Source organism: Bradyrhizobium iriomotense, assembly GCF_030160715.1.
Classification (GTDB): Bacteria; Pseudomonadota; Alphaproteobacteria; order Rhizobiales; family Xanthobacteraceae; genus Bradyrhizobium; species Bradyrhizobium iriomotense.
Window position 1 is genome coordinate 200,542 of record NZ_BSOW01000007.1, and the last position, 15,766, is coordinate 216,307.

A 15,766-nucleotide genomic window follows, 5' to 3' on the forward strand; every position below is an offset into this window, starting at 1 on the left:
CTGGTTTGAATTGACCGCCGATCAGACGACGGCGTGAACGTCAGTGGCTGATCATCCATGGCCGCGCGGTCGGAAATCCCTTCGCGCCACTTTTCGTCTTGGTCATCGGCCGTGCCGGTTTCTTCTTGCCCGTCGAGCAGCAGCCGCAACCGGGACCGTGCGAGGCCTTGTATTGCGCGAGCGTCTGCGGCGCATGCGTGCTGCGCTCGTTGACGGCGTGCGCCTTGCGCTTTTCGGCCGGCATGCAGAAGAAACTCGGCGCGGTGAGAATCACCCGCGGCGCGAGGACCTCGCATTGCGGACAGGTTTGCGGATCGTCGCACTCGGCCATCGGGCGTAGATCCTTGAAGGGACCACAGTCGTCACAGAGATATTCATAGACCGGCATCGCATCATCCCTACGCTGTTGCCTGTTCAAAACATCGCGCGGCGGATGCGGGGCGGCAAAGACGCGCCGTCCCGCACCCCGTCGCGCAGGGATTACTTGTCCGGCGAGATCGGCATCTGAATATCGCCCGTGATGTGCTTGACCGGTCCTGCCGCCGACGGCATGACGTCGAAGTCGAAAATCTCCGTCGGCAACCACAGCGTGGCGCAGGCATTGGGCACGTCGACAACGCCGGAGATGTGGCCCTGGCACGGCGCGGTGCCGAGGATCGAATAGGCTTGGGCGCCGGAGTAACCGAACTTCTTCAGATACTCGATCGCGTTGAGGCACGCCTGGCGATAGGCGATGTGGACGTCGAGATAGTGCTGCTTGCCGGCTTCGTCGACCGAGATGCCCTCGAAGATCAGGTAATCCTTGTAGTTCGGCGTGATTGGCGACGGCTTGAAGATCGGATTCTTGATGCCGTATTTCGCGACGCCATCCTTGATCACGTCGACCTTCAGATGCAGCCAGCCGGCCATTTCGATGGCGCCGCAGAAAGTGATCTCGCCGTCGCCCTGGCTGAAGTGCAGGTCGCCCATCGAGAGGCCCCCGCCCGGCACATAGACCGGGAAGTAGATCTTCGAGCCGCGCGAGAGATCCTTGATGTCGCAATTGCCGCCGTGTTCGCGCGGCGGCACGGTGCGCGCGCCCTCTGCACCGATCTTGGCCTTGGCATCGCCCTTGGCGCGGCCGCCATGAGCGGTCGGTGCGAACGGCGGATTGGCAAGGCCGGGCACGCGGGTCGGGTTGGTCGAGATCAGCTCGGCCTCGCGCTTGTTCCACATGTCCAGCATCTTCGGATCGGGCAGACAGCCGATCAGGCCGGGATGGATCAGGCCCGCAAAATTCACGCCGGGAACGTGACGCGACGACGTGTAGAGCCCCTTGATGTCCCAGATCGACTTCTGAGCCAGCGGGAAATGATCGGTGAGGAAGCCGCCGCCATTCTGCTTGGAGAAGAAGCCGTTGAAGCCCCAGAGGCTCTCCTTGAGCGGGCCGACGTCGAGCAGATCGACAACGAGCAGGTCGCCGGGCTCGGCGCCCTTGACGCCGATCGGGCCGGACAGGAAGTGCACGATCGAGAGATCGATGTCACGCACGTCATCGGCGGAATCGTTGTTCTTGATGAAGCCGCCGGTCCAGTCATAGGTCTCGATGATGAAATCGTCGCCGGGATTGACCCAGGCCACGATCGGGATGTCGGGGTGCCAGCGGTTGTGCACCATGTCATTTTCGTAAGCCGACTTGGTGAGATCGACCTTGATCAGTGTCTCTGGCATCGAGATGCTCCCCTTTTACACGGTTGGTTAGACGGACAGATATTTCGAGACCTGCGCGGCATCGACGCTGTCGCGCGGGTCGTCGCGCACGATCTCGCCGTTTTCGATGACCAGCACGCGATCGGCGATGTCGAGCGCAAAGCTGAGGACCTGCTCGGACACGACGATCGAGAGCCCCTTCTCGTCGCGAATGCGCTTCAGCGTGCGCGCAATGTCCTTGATGATCGAGGGCTGGATGCCTTCGGTCGGCTCGTCCAGCAACAGCACCTTCGGCTTGGTCGCAAGCGCGCGGGCGATCGCGAGCTGCTGCTGCTGGCCGCCGGAGAGATTGCCGCCGCGGCGGCCCTTCATCTCCAGCAGCACCGGAAAGAGCTCGTAGATATCGCCGGGCACCTCGGAGCCCCCGGAGACGACGAGACCCGTCTCGATGTTCTCCTTCACCGTCATGGTCGAGAAGATCATGCGGCCCTGCGGCACGTAGGCGAGGCCCTTGGCGACACGTTCATAGCTCGGCAGGCCGCCGAGCTCGGCGCCGTCCATGGTCACCGAGCCGCTCTTCGCCGGAAGGATGCCCATCAGCGACTTCATCAGCGTGGTCTTGCCCATGCCGTTCCGGCCCATGATCGCGACGATCTCGTTGGGCGCGACCTTGACGTTGAGACCGTGCAGTACTTCGCTCTGGCCGTAGGCGACGTGAAGATCGGAAATTGCAAGCATCAGCGCGCTCCTTAGTGGCCGAGGTACACTTCGATGACCTTGGGGTCGTTCTTCACCTTCTCCATGGTGCCCTCGGAGAGGATCTGGCCCTGGTGCAGCACGGTGACCTTGTGCGCGATGTCCTCGACGAACTTCATGTCGTGCTCGATCACCAGCACCGATCGGTTCTTGATGATGCGATTGAGGAGCTCCGCGGTCTTGGCGCGCTCGGACACGCTCATGCCGGCGACGGGCTCGTCGAGCATCAGGAGGTCCGGGTCCTGGATCAGCAGCATGCCGATCTCGAGCCACTGCTTCTGGCCGTGGCTGAGCAGATCGGCGTTCACGTTCAGCCGATCCTTCAGGAAGATCATTTCGGCGACTTCATGCACCCGGTCGCGCACCGCGGCGTCGCGGGTGAAGGTCAGCGCACCGAACACCGAGCGGCCACGCGGGTAGGAGATTTCCAAATTCTCGAACACGGTGAGATCGTCATAGATCGAGGGGTTCTGGAACTTGCGGCCGACCCCCGCCTTCACGATCTCGTTTTCCTTCATCCGGGTCAGCTCCTGGCTGCGGAACTGAATCGAGCCGGAGGTTGCTTTGGTCTTGCCGCAGATCAGGTCGAGCACGGTGGTCTTGCCGGCGCCATTGGGGCCGATGATGACGCGAATTTCGTTCTCGTCGACATAGAAGGAGAGATCGTTGACCGCCTTGAAGCCGTCGAAGGAAACGGTCAGGCCGGACACCGCGAGCCGGAAATCCTTGGGTTGGTGACCTATGAGCATGGTGATCTCCTCACTCCGCAGGCGCGCCGTCGGCGACCGAGCTGTCGGTCCAGCCGCCGTCGGGTTTCGATTTGCGCGACGAAATCAGGCGGTCGATGCGCGGCTGCACATAATCGCCCCAGATCCCGGCAAGACCGTTCGGAAAGGCAAGGACCACGGCGATGAACAGCCCGCCCAGTCCGAACAGCCACAATTCGGGAAAGGATTCCGACAGGCCAGTCTTGGCAAAATTGACCAGCAGCGTGCCGTAGATCGCACCGAGGATCGAAAGCCGGCCACCAACCGCGGTGTAAATCACCATTTCGATCGACGGCACGATGCCGACGAAGGACGGCGACATGAAGCCGACATTGAGCGCGAACATGGCGCCGCCGATCGCTGCGAACACGGCGGCGATGCAGAAGGCGAAGATCTTGAAGTTGGCGACGCTATAGCCGGAGAAGCGGACCCGGTCCTCCTTCTCCCGCATCGCCACCAGGATGCGTCCGAGCTTGGAGTGCCGGACGAACTGCGCGATCATGATGCAGACGAACAGGCATCCGACCTCGAAGAAATACAGCACGATCTTGGCGTGGTCGGGACGGATGTCCCATCCTTTCAGCGTGCGCAGATCGGTCATGCCGTTGATGCCGCCGGTGTAGCCCTGCTGGCCGACGATCAGGATGGTCAGGATCGCTGCGACGGCCTGCGTGATGATCGCGAAATAGGTGCCGCCGACACGGCGCTTGAACATTGCCGTGCCGATGATCAGGGCGAAGATGCCGGGCACCAGGATGATGGCGGCGATGGTGAAGGTGAGGCTGTTGAAGGGCTTCCAGAAGAACGGCAGCGCGGTGATCTGATTCCAGTCCATGAAATCAGGAATCCCCGGCGTCGACTGGATCTTGGTGTTCTCGACGCTCGATGCTTCGAGCTTGAGGAACATCGCCATGCAGTAGCCGCCGAGCCCGAAGAACACGCCCTGCCCGAGGCTGAGAATGCCGCCATAACCCCAGCAGATCACCAGGCCGAGCGCGACGAAGGCATAGGTCAGATATTTCGCGACCAGATTGAGCCTGAAGACGTCGAGCGTGAGCGGCAGGACCACCACCAGGAGGACCGCGAGCATCAGAATTCCGATCAGTTCCGATCGATTGAAGAAGCGATTGTCGGTCATTGCATCAGCCTCTGTTTCTCACTTGCGGACCTTGAGGGCGAACAGCCCCTGCGGCCGCAGCATCAGGATCCCGACAACGGCGAGCAGCGTCAGCACCTTGGCCATCGAGCCCGACATGAAGAACTCGAGGGTGGATTGCGTCTGTGAGATCGAGAAGGCCGAGGCGATGGTGCCGAGCAGGCTCGCGGCGCCGCCGAACACGACCACCAGGAACGTATCGACGATGTAGAGCTGTCCGGACGTCGGCCCGGTCGAGCCGATCATCGTGAAGGCGCTTCCGGCGACGCCCGCGATGCCGCAACCGAGACCGAAGGTGTAGCGATCGACCTTTTCGGTGTTGATGCCGACGGCACCGGCCATGATGCGGTTCTGCACGACGGCGCGCACCTGACGGCCCCAGCGCGACTTGTACATCACATAGGCGACACCGATGGTGATCAGCACGGTGAGACACATCACGAACACACCGTTGATCGGCACTTCGATGCTGCTGGTCACTTGCAGGGAGCCTAGCATCCATTGCGGCAGCTCGACGCCGACCTCGCGCGCGCCGAACACGGAGCGATAGGCCTGTTGCAACATCAGGCTGAGGCCCCAGGTGGCAAGCAGGGTGTCGAGCGGGCGCTTGTAGAGGTGCCGTATCAGCACCCATTCCACCAGCATTCCCAGTGCACCGGATGCGACGAAGGCCAGGATCATCGCGAGGAAGAAGTAGCCGGCAAACAAGCCTGGCAGGTAGGCCTGGAATAAATTCGAGGTCATCCAGGTGACGTAGGCGCCGAGGATCATGAACTCGCCATGGGCCATGTTGATGACGCCCATCTGGCCGAAGATGATCGCAAGACCCAGCGCCATCAGAACATAGACCGAGAACAGGATCAGTCCTGCAAAACCCTGCATGACGAAGATGGAGCCAAGGTCGCCAATCGAGTAGTCGCCGAACATCGATGTCCTCCGTCGGGGGATAGGGTCCCGCGTCGCGAGCAGCTTCGCGACGCGGGGGTCGTGGGCGCGGATTGCTGATCCACGCCAGGGAGCTGCTTGGTCTTGAGGAGAACCGCGGCCAGCGCCACGTGGCCCTTGTTACTGGTAGCCCTTGGGGAACGGATCCGGCTCGACCAGATCGGCGGTCTCGTAGATCAGCTCGAACTGGCCATCGAGCTTGGCGCGTCCCACCCGGGTCTTCGACCAGAGGTGATGATTTTCGTGGATGCGCACGTAGCCTTCCGGAGCACCCTTGAACTCGACGCCCGGCGAGGCCGCGGCGATCTTGTCGACGTCGAAGGAGCCGGCTTTCTCCACCGTCAGCTTCCACAGCCACGGGCCGAGATAGGCAGCCTGAGTGACGTCACCGATCACGGTCTTCTCGCCCCACATCTTCTTGAACGCCGGCACGAAGGCCTTGTTGTTGGCGTTGTCGAGCGACTGGAAGTACTTCATGCAGGCATAGGCACCCGCAATGTTCTCGCCGCCGATGCCGTCGATTTCGTCTTCCGTCACCGAGATCGTCAGCAGCGGCTGCTTGGCGAGGTCGATGCCGGCCGCCTTGAGCTGCTTGTAGAACGCGACGTTCGAGCCGCCGACGACGTCGGTGAAGATCACGTCGGGCTTGGTCAGCTTGATCTTGTTGATGACCGAGTTGAACTGGGTATTGCCGAGCGGATAATATTCCTCGCCGACGACCTTGCCCTTCAGCACGTTCTCGACGTGCTTGCGCGCAATCTTGTTCGAGGTGCGCGGCCAGATGTAGTCGGAGCCGATGAAGAAGAAGGTCTTCGCGCCCTTCTCCTTGGCGATCCAGTTCAGGCCGGCGAGAATCTGCTGGGTGGCTTCCTGGCCGGTATAGATCACGTTCTTGGACTGCTCGAGACCTTCATAGAAGGTCGGGTAGTAGAGCATGCCGTTGTACTGCTCGACGACCGGGAGCACCGCCTTGCGCGAGGCCGAGGTCCAGCAGCCCATGATCGCCGCGACCTTGTCGTTGACCAGCAGCTTCTTGGCCTTCTCCGCAAACGTCGGCCAATCGCTGGCGCCGTCTTCCTGGATGAACTTGATCTTGCGGCCGAGAACGCCGCCGGCGGCATTGATCTGCTCGATCGCGAGCTTTTCGGCCTCGATCGAGCCGGTTTCCGAAATCGCCATCGTGCCGGTAGCAGAGTGGAGGATGCCGACCGTTACCTCGGTGTCGGTGACGGCAAGACCCGTGGTGTTCACCGCCGCGGTCGCCGGAACGTCGGCAAAAGACTGCCGCGGCAGCATCGAAATGGCCGGCAAGGCCGCCATTCCCATCAATAATTTGCGCCGGAGCGGCGACAATAAGCCCTTGTTTGCTTGGTCTGACATGAGCACCCCACTTTTGTTCGAGGACACGCGATTGGTCCCGTGAGGATGGCTCGGATTTGTGCAGCGCAAGCATACGCAAGATCGCGTATATTGCACCGCAAAATCCCGACGTAGGCTTTTGGTACGGGATTTGCGAGGGCTCCGGCTGGTCCAGGAGTGGGGTAACGAGTGGCAGGGCGGCAGCGAATAGACCGCGTCAGGCGACAGTACAATCAGTGGGTCGCCAACCAGACGCTGGAAGACTACGCGCTGCGCTTCACCGCCAAGAGCGCGCGACGCTGGTCCGCGGCCCGCGTCGCCAACACCGCACTGGGCGCGATCTCGTTCCTGGCGATGGAAGCGATCGGCGGCACGATCACGCTGAACTATGGGGCGATGAACGCCTCGGCCGCAATTCTCGTCGTCAGCGTCATCATCTTTCTCTGCGGCCTGCCGATCGCCTATCACGCCGCCAAATGCGGCATCGACATCGACTTGCTGACGCGCGGCGCTGGCTTCGGCTACATCGGGTCGACCATCACCTCGCTGATCTACGCGTCCTTCACCTTCATCTTCTTTGCGATCGAAGCCGTGATCCTGGCGTCCGCGCTCGAGATGTGCTTCGGGATTCCGCGCCCTGTCGGCTATCTTATCAGCGCCGTTGTCATCATCCCGCTGGTGGCCTACGGCATCACGCTGATCAGCCGCTTCCAATTGTGGACACAGCCGCTGTGGATCGTGCTCCACATCATCCCGTTCGTGGCGATCGCCTGGCACAACCCGCACTCCTTTACGGAGTGGCGCAAATTTGCCGGCGAGCATGGCGATGCCGGCGGCCATCTCGACCTGTTGCTGTTCGGCACCGCAGCCTCGGTGGTTTTCTCGCTGGTGGCGCAGATCGGCGAACAGGTCGACTTCCTGCGCTTCCTGCCGCGCGACCGCCGTGCGTCGAAAGCCTCCTGGTGGATCGCGCTGATGAGCGCGGGGCCCGGCTGGATCGTGCTTGGCGCGCTGAAACTGCTGGCCGGCTCGTTCCTCGCCTTCTTTGCACTGAGCCACGGCGTGCCGCCCGAAGAGGCCGCCGAGCCGGCACATATGTATCTCGAAGCGTTCCGCTATGTGCTGTCGCAGCCTGACCTCGCGCTGGCGTTGACCGGCACTTTCGTGATCCTGTCGCAGGTCAAGATCAACGTCACCAACGCCTATGCAGGCTCGATCGCCTGGTCGAACTTCTTCTCGCGCCTGACCCACAGCCATCCCGGCCGCGTGGTCTGGCTGGTCTTCAACGTCATCGTGGCGCTGCTGTTGATGGAGATCGGCGTCTACAAGGCCCTGGAGCAGACGCTGGCGCTCTATTCCAACGTCGCGATCGCCTGGGTCGGCGCGCTGGTCGCCGATCTCGTCATCAACAAGCCGCTTGGATTGCGGCCACAGCAGATCGAATTCAAGCGCGCGCATCTCTACGACATCAATCCGGTCGGCGTCGGCGCGATGACGATCGCAACCATCATCTCCATCAGTGCTTTCTACGGCCTGTTCGGGCCCACCGCTAAGGCGCTGGCGGCCTTCATAGCGCTCGCGGTTGCCTTCCTCGCCGCCCCCCTGATCGCCTGGGCGACCGACGGCAAATACTACATAGCGCGTAAACCGAAGCGGAGCTGGCAGAACATCGAGGCGATCCAGTGCTGCATCTGCGAGCACTCGTTCGAGCCGGAAGACATGGCCTCCTGCCCCGCTTACGCCGGGCCGATCTGCTCCCTGTGCTGTTCGCTTGACGCCCGCTGCCATGATCTCTGCAAGCCGCATGCGCGGATCCACGCGCAGGTGTCGGAGACGCTGGGCAAGCTGATGCCGCAGCCGATTTACGCTCGCATCAACTCGCAGCTCGGCCACTATGTCGGCGTGTTCGTGGTCTCCGCCGGCCTCGTCGCGCTGGTGTTGGGGCTGATCTATCTCCAGACCTCGGCGAGCGTGCATGGCGAGAACATGCTCGTCTCCAACGTGCTCTGGAAGGTCTTCTTCTCGCTCAGCATCATCATCGGCGTGGTGGCCTGGCTGTTCGTGCTGGCGCAGCAGAGCCGCCGCGCGGCCGAGGCCGAGACGCGGCGACAGACTACGCTCCTGATCCAGGAGATCGACGCGCACAAGCGCACCGACGCTGAATTGCAACGCGCCAAGGAAGTCGCCGAGTCCGCCAACCTCGCCAAGAGCCGCTACGTGGTCGGCTTGAGCCACGAGCTGCGCTCGCCGCTCAACGCGATCAGCGGCTATGCGCAGCTCCTGGAGCAGGACTTAACGCTGCACGCCAAGCCGCGCGACCAGGTGCGCGTGGTTCGACGCAGCGCCGACCATCTCTCCGGGCTGATCGACGGCATCCTGGACATCTCCAAGATCGAGGCGGGGCGACTGTATCTGTCGCGCGACGAGGTTCGCCTCAGCGAATTCCTGGATCAGCTCGTCGGCATGTTCCGCCTCCAGGCCGCCGCCAAGGGCGTCGACTTCGTGTTCAAGCGGCCTCGCGCCCTGCCGGCGGTGGTCTATGCCGACGAGAAGCGGCTGCGCCAGGTCCTGATCAACCTGCTCTCCAACGCCATCAAGTTCACCCAGAACGGCAGCGTGCAGTTCGTGGTGCATTACCGCAGTCCGGTCGCCGAGTTCGAGGTGACCGACACCGGCCCGGGCATTCAGGCGGATGATCTCGAGCGCATCTTCGCACCTTTCGAGCGCGGCGCGCTCGGCGTCTCGCAGCCGCAGAGCGGCACCGGCCTGGGGTTGACCATCAGCCGCCTGCTCGCAGGCGTGATGGGTGGCGACATCAAGGTGACGAGCACGGTCGGCACCGGCAGCACGTTCAAGGTCAAGATCCTGCTGTCGGAGGTCACCAATCCACGCCGCACCGCGCCAGTGGAAGCGCCGGTCTCCGGCTATCTCGGCGCGCGCAAGACCATTTTGATCACCGACGACGACCCCGTTCATCGCGACCTCCTGCGCGAGGTGCTGACCCCGCTCGGCTTCATCCTGCTCAGCGCCACCGACGGGCCGGGCTGCCTCGCGCTGGCACAGCATTGCCGGCCGGACCTGTTCCTGCTCGACATCTCCATGCCCGGCATGGACGGCTGGATGGTGGCGGAGACCTTGCGCGCGAACGGCCATCACCAAGCGCGCATCCTGATGGTGTCTGCGAGCGCGCTCGAAGCCCACGGCACGCCGCTGGCGCAGCCCTTCCACGACGGCTACCTGATGAAGCCGATCGATATCCCGCGGCTGCTCGAGACGATCCGGCAACTCCTCAAGATCGAATGGCAGTATGGCTCGGACGAGATCGCCGTGCCGCTGTGGCGGCCGGAGAGCGGATCGCGGCCGCCTGTGCGGCATATCGAGGCGCTGATAGGGCTCGGGCAGATCGGTTACGTCAAGGGCATCCAGTTGAAGCTGGACGAGATCGGCAGCGAGCACCCTGAGCACGCCGATTTCGTCGCACAAATGCGCTCGCTGATCGACCGTTTCGATCTCGATCAGTACTTGGCCACATTGAAAGCATTGCATGCTTATGAGCACTGAGCCGAAAAAGCGCGACGTCGCCCTCGTCGTCGACGATTCCCCGGAAACGCTGCGGCTGCTCACCGATGCGCTCGACGGCGCGGGAATGACCGTGATGGTGGCGCTCGATGGCGCGGCTGCGATGCGCATCGTCGACCAGATTACGCCCGATATCGTGCTGCTCGACGCCGTGATGCCGGGCATCGACGGATTCGAGACCTGCCGCCGGCTGAAGCGCGACGCCGGGCTTGCCAACGTGCCCGTCATCTTCATGACGGGTCTCGCCGAAACCGAGCACATCGTGCGCGGGCTGGAGGCCGGCGGCGTCGACTATGTGACCAAGCCGATCGTCATCGAGGAGATGCTGGCGCGCATCCGCGTCCATCTCGGCAATGCGCGGCTGACGCAGAGCGCGCGCGCGGCGCTCGACGTCTCCGGCCGCTTCCTGTTCGCGGTCAGCCGGCAGGGCAAGATCCTGTGGGCGACGCCGCAGGCACAAAAGCTTCTCGCCGACCATCACGGCGCCAATGCAAGCGATGATGCGGGACTGCCGCCATCGCTGCTGCAATGGCTGGAGCAGGCGCGCAAGGGCAAGGCCGGCGCAAAATCGCAAGCCGCGTCACTGCCTGACAATCCACAGCTCCGCCTCTACTACATGGGCGAGCTCGCATCGAATGAGTTCTTGCTGCGACTCTCCAAGGAGGCCGGCACCACGCTGCCGCCGGAATTCACCAGCGAGCTCGGCCTCACCACCCGCGAGGGCGAGGTGCTGGCCTGGCTGAGCAAAGGCAAGACCAACCGCGACATCGCGCAGATCCTGGGATTGAGCCCCCGCACGGTCGACAAGCACCTGGAGCAGATCTACGCCAAGCTCGGCGTCGAAAACCGCACGGCGGCCGCAGCGATTGCGACCAACGCGACGCGAAGGAATTCGTAGCCGCACTGACATTCGCCGACACGACTGCGAATGAGTCGGGACGCCGGCAGCCCAGTGGATGCTGTCGTCCCGGCGACGGCCGGGACCCATAACCACAGCGAGGAGTTTGGCGAAGACTCATCGTCGCGGGACTACTACCGTCCGCGATCGATAGATTCCGCGGTATGGGTCCCGGCGTTCGCCGCGACGACACTGGAGATGGCCGCGGCGCGGGCCCCCTCACCCGTACACAAACGCCCCGTCGTCCAGATTCGTCTTCGGGATATCGTCCTTCTCGGTCCAGTAATCCTGGCTGTGCTGCCACTCCGGCTTGTCGCCGCGCTTCGGCAGCAGGTCCATATTGCGCATCATGTAGCCGGGGTTGAAGTTTTCTGGATCGATCCAGGGCAGGATCGGCATGTTGTGGTCTTCGGGCCTGAGCTTGACCTCGACTTTCTTGGCGCCCTTCTCTTTCATATGACCGAGAAGCCGGCAGACGAAATCGGCGACCAGATCGACGCGTAGCGTCCAGCTGGCGCGGAAATAGCCGAACACCCACACCATGTTCGGCACGCCCGTGAACATCATGCCGCGATAGGTGACGGTGTCGCCGAAGCCGAGCGGCTTGCCGTCGATCTCGAAGGCGATGTCGCCGAGCGCGGCCAGGTTGAAGCCGGTCGCGGTGACGATGACGTCGGCTTCGAGCAGCCTGCCGGACTTGAGCTGGATGCCGTTCTCGACAAAGCATTCGATCTCGTCGGTGACGACCGAGGCCTTGCCGCCGGCGATGCCCTTGAACAGATCGGCATCGGGCACGAAGGCGATGCGCTGCCGCCACGGCCGATATGTCGGCGTGAAATGCGTCTCGACGTCGTAGTCCGGACCGAGGATCGCGGAGATCTGTCCGATCAGCTCCTTCTTCACTTCTTCCGGCTTTGCCACGCAGAGCTTTGTGAATGCATCCTGCTCAAACAGAATCTTTCGCCGCACGATCTCGTGGATCCAGGCCTCATCGACCTGGAGCCTGCGCAACTCCTCGGCGATCTCGATGGCGTTGCGGCCGATGCGGAAATAGGTCGGCGAGCGCTGGAGCATGGTGGCGTGCGCACATTTGTCGGCGATGTTCGGCAGCAGCGTCGCAGCCGTCGCACCCGAACCGATCACCACGACCTTCTTGTCGGTGAGATCGATATCCTCAGGCCAGGTCTGCGGATGGACGATGCGGCCCTTGAACTTGTCCGTACCCTTCCATTCCGGGGTGTAGCCTTCGGAATGGCGATAGTAGCCCTGGCACATCCAGAGGAACTTCGCGGTAAAGGTCTTGGCCTCGCCGGTATCGGTCGTTACCGCCTCGATGGTCCAGAGATTCGTCTCGCTCGACCAGCTCGCGGAATTGATCTTGTGCTTGTAGCGGATGTGCTTGCCGAGATCGTTCTCCTCGATCACATCGTTCATATAGGCCAGGATCTCGTCGGCGGTCGCGATCGGCGGTCCCACCCAGGGCTTGAAGCGATAGCCGAAGGTGTGGAGATCGCTGTCGGATCGGATGCCGGGATAGCGATGCGTGATCCAGGTGCCGCCAAAGCTGTCCTTGGTTTCCAGGATGACGAAGCTCGTGCCCGGAAGCTGCTTTGTCAGATGATAGGCGCTGCCGATACCGGAGATGCCGGCGCCGACGATCAGGACATCGAAATGTTCAGTGGCTTGCTGCGTGGTGGGCTGAGTACGGACAGCGACATTCATTGTTGATTCTTTGCCTTTTGAGGTCGCCCTTGATCGAGCGACGCGTTTCCTCCGCAACGGGCTCATGGTCGCCCGCCGCGCTTCCGCTTCAAAATGACATAGATCAAATCGCAATCAAATCACAGCGCCGCACCCCAGCTCCGCGCTGTCTGCACAAGCCAGTCGCGGTAGAGCGTGAGCGGCGTGACGCCGGTCAAACCGCCGCAACCCGCACTGCCATTGGGCCCCGTCGACCAGCTGATGACGCCGATGACGACGGGACCGTTGGGCTTGTCCTCGAATGCCGGACCGCCGGAATCGCCGGTGCAGGCGCCGATTCCGGTGCGAACGCCGTTGGTTACGGGGTCCACAAGCCTGATTTGCAGCGTGCCGGGCTGGCCGGTCACGACGAGGCCCGCAACACGCGTCGTGCCACTGCTCTTGCCGTCGCCGGGCACCGTCACGCCGACGCCTGCAATGGTGAAGCGGCCGCCGACCACGATCGGAATTTGTGGCGTGCCGATCTGCGATGTTGATTTTCCTTTGAGTGGAATTTCGAGTTGCAGCAACGCCACGTCCGCGGTCGCGCGATGCGACTGCATGGCTTGCATGTTGAAGCTCGGATGGATCGCAACCGCACGCACGTTCTGCAATTGCGGTTTGCCGTCGGCGCCATAGTCGAGGATCTTGTACTCCGCGCCAGGTTGCACGCAGTGCGCCGCGGTGAGCACCAGCCTCGCTGCGATCAGGCTGCCGGTGCAGAAATTGCCGCGCGATCCGACAATCGTGACGATGGAGCGCGCGACGCCTTCGGACTGCGGCGTGCCGCCGCCGACGATGGCCTGGGCGGGTGCGGTGAAGAGCAACGCCACTGCTGCGAGCCGGATCGACGTCTTGTTCATGGGCAAGTTCATGGGCAAGTGTGGTAGCCGCTGGGACGCCTTTAGCCAAGAGCCCCTTGGAAGAGACCCTTCACGCTGGCCGTTGCAGCGGCAGCGTGCTAGCGGTTTTCACCTGATATCGACGAGGGCAGGACAGTGGCGATCGAAGCTGTGATCTTTGACTTTGGCGGCGTGTTGACAAGCTCGCCCTTCGAGGCCTTCACGCGCTTCGAACAGGAGCGCGGCCTGCCCGCCGACATCATCCGCCGCACCAATGCCGCTAATCATCTGGAAAACGCTTGGGCGAAGTTCGAACGCGCCGAGGTCGATATCGAAACATTTGACCGGCTGTTCGCCGCGGAATCGCTTGCGCTGGGCGCGGAGGTGCGCGGCCGCGACGTGCTGCCGCTGTTGCAAGGCAATCTGCGGCCCGAGATGGTCGAGGCGTTGAAGCGGATCAAGGCGAATTTCAAGACTGGCTGCATCACCAACAATCTTCCCGCCAACGCCATCGGCAGCATGACCGGACGCACGCTCTACGTCGCCGAGGTGATGGCGCTGTTCGATCACGTCATCGAGTCCGCCAAGATCGGCCTGCGCAAGCCCGATCCGCGGATCTACCAGATGATGGTCGAGGCGCTGAAGGTCGATCCGAGAGCTTGCGTCTATCTCGACGATCTCGGCGTCAACCTGAAGCCCGCGCGCGAGATGGGGATGACGACGATCAAGGTCGCGAGCGCTGCACAGGCAATCACGGAGCTGCAGAAGGCGACGGGGTTGAAGCTCGGATAGTCCATTCTCCGTCATTGCGAGGAGCGCAGCGACGAAGCAATCCAGAATGCATCCTTGGAAAGACACTGGATTGCTTCGCTTCGCTCGCAATGACGAGTGCGGCGGGATATCGCCCAACCAAACTACTCCGCCGCCGTCGCGATCCGCTCGGGGAAGGCGGCCGCGAGCGAAGCACGATCCGGCTTCAGCACGCCGCGCTCTGTAATGAGACCGGTGACGAGCCGCGCCGGCGTGACGTCGAACGCATAGTTGGCGACCGGCGAGCCCTCGGGCACGATCCGCACCGTCTCGAGCCGCCCGTCGGCGGTGCGGCCCGTCATGTCGGTGACCTCGACCCCGCTGCGCTGCTCGATCGGGATATCGCGGATGCCGTCATTGACCGCGAAGTCGATCGTCGGTGATGGCAGCGCGACATAGAACGGCACGTTGTTGTCGTGTGCGGCGAGCGCCTTCAGGTAAGTTCCGATCTTGTTGCAGACGTCGCCATTGGCCGCGACGCGATCGGTGCCGACGATCGCGAGATCGATCATGCCGTGCTGCATCAGATGCCCGCCGGTGTTGTCGGGGATCACCGTGTGCGCCACGCCGTGATGCCCGAGCTCCCAGGCGGTGAGCGAGGCGCCCTGGTTGCGCGGCCGTGTCTCGTCGACCCAGACATGGATCTTGAGGCCGCGGTCATGCGCCAGATAGATCGGCGCCGTCGCGGTGCCCCAGTCGACAGTGGCAAGCCAGCCGGCATTGCAATGGGTCAGCACGTTGATGGTCTCGCCCGGCTTTTTCTTCGCGGCGATCGCCTCGATCAGCTCCAGGCCATTGCGGGCGATGCCCCGGTTGATCTCGACATCCTGCTCCAAGATTTCGTCGGCGCGTGCGTAAGCCGCTTCCGCGCGCTCCAGGGGATCGATCGGTCCGAGCGTTGCGCGCATCTCGTCGAGTGCCCATTTGAGATTGATGGCGGTGGGGCGCGCCACCACCAGCGTCTCGTAGGCGCGCTTCAGTCCGGCGTCGGAACTGTCCTCGCGCATGGCGAGCGCCATGCCGAACGCGGCCGTGGCCCCGATCAGCGGCGCACCGCGCACCAGCATGGTGCGGATGGCGTCAGCGGCTTCTTCGCTCGTGGTGAGACGCGCGATGACGAATTCGTGCGGCAGCCGGCGCTGGTCGATGGCTCCGACCGACCAACCGTCGCGCTCGCGCCAGATGCTGCGAAAATGCTTGCCGTCAACCTTCATGGCGTTCTGCC

Annotated in this window: 13 protein-coding genes; 3 read left to right on the forward strand and 10 right to left on the reverse strand. The window is 62.9% G+C overall.

All coding sequences use genetic code 11. The annotated features are described in order from the left end of the window. Window positions 1-40 precede the first annotated feature (40 nt). The 7 genes from QQL28_RS12585 to urtA form a co-directional block, all read right to left on the reverse strand. On the reverse strand, window positions 41-388 hold the full coding sequence (locus QQL28_RS12585) for an FmdB family zinc ribbon protein (RefSeq protein ID WP_284265412.1): 348 nt from the start codon (window positions 386-388) through the stop codon (window positions 41-43). A gap of 92 nt (window positions 389-480) precedes the next feature. Then, on the reverse strand, window positions 481-1,710 hold the full coding sequence (gene fmdA, locus QQL28_RS12590) for a formamidase (protein WP_284265414.1): 1,230 nt from the start codon (window positions 1,708-1,710) through the stop codon (window positions 481-483). A gap of 27 nt (window positions 1,711-1,737) precedes the next feature. Then, window positions 1,738-2,427: an urea ABC transporter ATP-binding subunit UrtE gene (gene urtE / locus QQL28_RS12595; protein WP_284265416.1), complete on the reverse strand. Its 690-nt coding sequence runs from the start codon at window positions 2,425-2,427 to the stop codon at window positions 1,738-1,740. 11 nt (window positions 2,428-2,438) lie between these two features. After that, window positions 2,439-3,194 (reverse strand): urea ABC transporter ATP-binding protein UrtD, encoded by a 756-nt coding sequence (gene urtD, locus QQL28_RS12600; RefSeq protein ID WP_284265418.1) that lies wholly within the window; start codon window positions 3,192-3,194, stop codon window positions 2,439-2,441. A 10-nt stretch (window positions 3,195-3,204) separates the two neighbouring features. After that, the gene (gene urtC / locus QQL28_RS12605) at window positions 3,205-4,350 is read right to left on the reverse strand and encodes an urea ABC transporter permease subunit UrtC (RefSeq protein WP_284265420.1); all 1,146 of its coding nucleotides are present in this window, start codon (window positions 4,348-4,350) and stop codon (window positions 3,205-3,207) included. A gap of 18 nt (window positions 4,351-4,368) precedes the next feature. After that, on the reverse strand, window positions 4,369-5,295 hold the full coding sequence (gene urtB / locus QQL28_RS12610) for an urea ABC transporter permease subunit UrtB (RefSeq protein ID WP_284265422.1): 927 nt from the start codon (window positions 5,293-5,295) through the stop codon (window positions 4,369-4,371). A gap of 138 nt (window positions 5,296-5,433) precedes the next feature. Next, window positions 5,434-6,693 (reverse strand): urea ABC transporter substrate-binding protein, encoded by a 1,260-nt coding sequence (urtA, locus tag QQL28_RS12615; RefSeq protein ID WP_284265425.1) that lies wholly within the window; start codon window positions 6,691-6,693, stop codon window positions 5,434-5,436. A gap of 168 nt (window positions 6,694-6,861) precedes the next feature. Here urtA and QQL28_RS12620 point away from each other — a divergent pair, with 168 nt between their 5' ends. Then, the gene (locus QQL28_RS12620; RefSeq protein ID WP_284265427.1) at window positions 6,862-10,233 is read left to right on the forward strand and encodes a hybrid sensor histidine kinase/response regulator; all 3,372 of its coding nucleotides are present in this window, start codon (window positions 6,862-6,864) and stop codon (window positions 10,231-10,233) included. Beyond that, a complete protein-coding gene (locus QQL28_RS12625) occupies window positions 10,217-11,149 on the forward strand; it encodes a response regulator transcription factor (protein WP_284265429.1) in 933 nt (310 codons plus the stop codon). The genes QQL28_RS12620 and QQL28_RS12625 overlap by 17 nt, the downstream gene beginning before the upstream one ends. Window positions 11,150-11,368: 219 nt before the next feature. On the opposite strand, the gene QQL28_RS12630 is transcribed toward QQL28_RS12625, so the two are convergent. Further along, a complete protein-coding gene (locus QQL28_RS12630) occupies window positions 11,369-12,871 on the reverse strand; it encodes a flavin-containing monooxygenase (RefSeq protein WP_284265431.1) in 1,503 nt (500 codons plus the stop codon). A gap of 119 nt (window positions 12,872-12,990) precedes the next feature. Further along, window positions 12,991-13,752, reverse strand: a complete 762-nt coding sequence (locus tag QQL28_RS12635; RefSeq protein ID WP_284265433.1) for a S1 family peptidase — start codon at window positions 13,750-13,752, stop codon at window positions 12,991-12,993. A gap of 135 nt (window positions 13,753-13,887) precedes the next feature. Between QQL28_RS12635 and QQL28_RS12640 the strand changes: the two genes are divergently transcribed. Further along, complete coding sequence (locus QQL28_RS12640) at window positions 13,888-14,523, forward strand: HAD-IA family hydrolase (RefSeq protein ID WP_284265434.1); 636 nt, start codon at window positions 13,888-13,890, stop codon at window positions 14,521-14,523. 122 nt (window positions 14,524-14,645) lie between these two features. Here the strand turns inward: QQL28_RS12640 and mtnA are convergent, their stop codons facing one another. Further along, a complete protein-coding gene (gene mtnA / locus QQL28_RS12645) occupies window positions 14,646-15,755 on the reverse strand; it encodes an S-methyl-5-thioribose-1-phosphate isomerase (protein WP_284265436.1) in 1,110 nt (369 codons plus the stop codon). Between the last annotated feature and the right edge of the window lie 11 nt (window positions 15,756-15,766).

What these genes read in the sequence shown, in the direction of transcription:
- QQL28_RS12625 (WP_284265429.1), top strand. Translation starts at nt 10,217, where the DNA reads ATGCTTATGAGCACTGAGCCGAAAAAGCGCGACGTCGCCCTCGTCGTC.
- urtD (WP_284265418.1), bottom strand. Translation starts at nt 3,194, where the DNA reads ATGCTCATAGGTCACCAACCCAAGGATTTCCGGCTCGCGGTGTCCGGC.
- urtB (WP_284265422.1), bottom strand. Translation starts at nt 5,295, where the DNA reads ATGTTCGGCGACTACTCGATTGGCGACCTTGGCTCCATCTTCGTCATG.
- urtA (WP_284265425.1), bottom strand. Translation starts at nt 6,693, where the DNA reads ATGTCAGACCAAGCAAACAAGGGCTTATTGTCGCCGCTCCGGCGCAAA.
- QQL28_RS12635 (WP_284265433.1), bottom strand. Translation starts at nt 13,752, where the DNA reads ATGAACAAGACGTCGATCCGGCTCGCAGCAGTGGCGTTGCTCTTCACC.
- urtE (WP_284265416.1), bottom strand. Translation starts at nt 2,427, where the DNA reads ATGCTTGCAATTTCCGATCTTCACGTCGCCTACGGCCAGAGCGAAGTA.
- fmdA (WP_284265414.1), bottom strand. Translation starts at nt 1,710, where the DNA reads ATGCCAGAGACACTGATCAAGGTCGATCTCACCAAGTCGGCTTACGAA.
- QQL28_RS12585 (WP_284265412.1), bottom strand. Translation starts at nt 388, where the DNA reads ATGCCGGTCTATGAATATCTCTGTGACGACTGTGGTCCCTTCAAGGAT.
- QQL28_RS12630 (WP_284265431.1), bottom strand. Translation starts at nt 12,871, where the DNA reads ATGAATGTCGCTGTCCGTACTCAGCCCACCACGCAGCAAGCCACTGAA.
- urtC (WP_284265420.1), bottom strand. Translation starts at nt 4,350, where the DNA reads ATGACCGACAATCGCTTCTTCAATCGATCGGAACTGATCGGAATTCTG.
- mtnA (WP_284265436.1), bottom strand. Translation starts at nt 15,755, where the DNA reads ATGAAGGTTGACGGCAAGCATTTTCGCAGCATCTGGCGCGAGCGCGAC.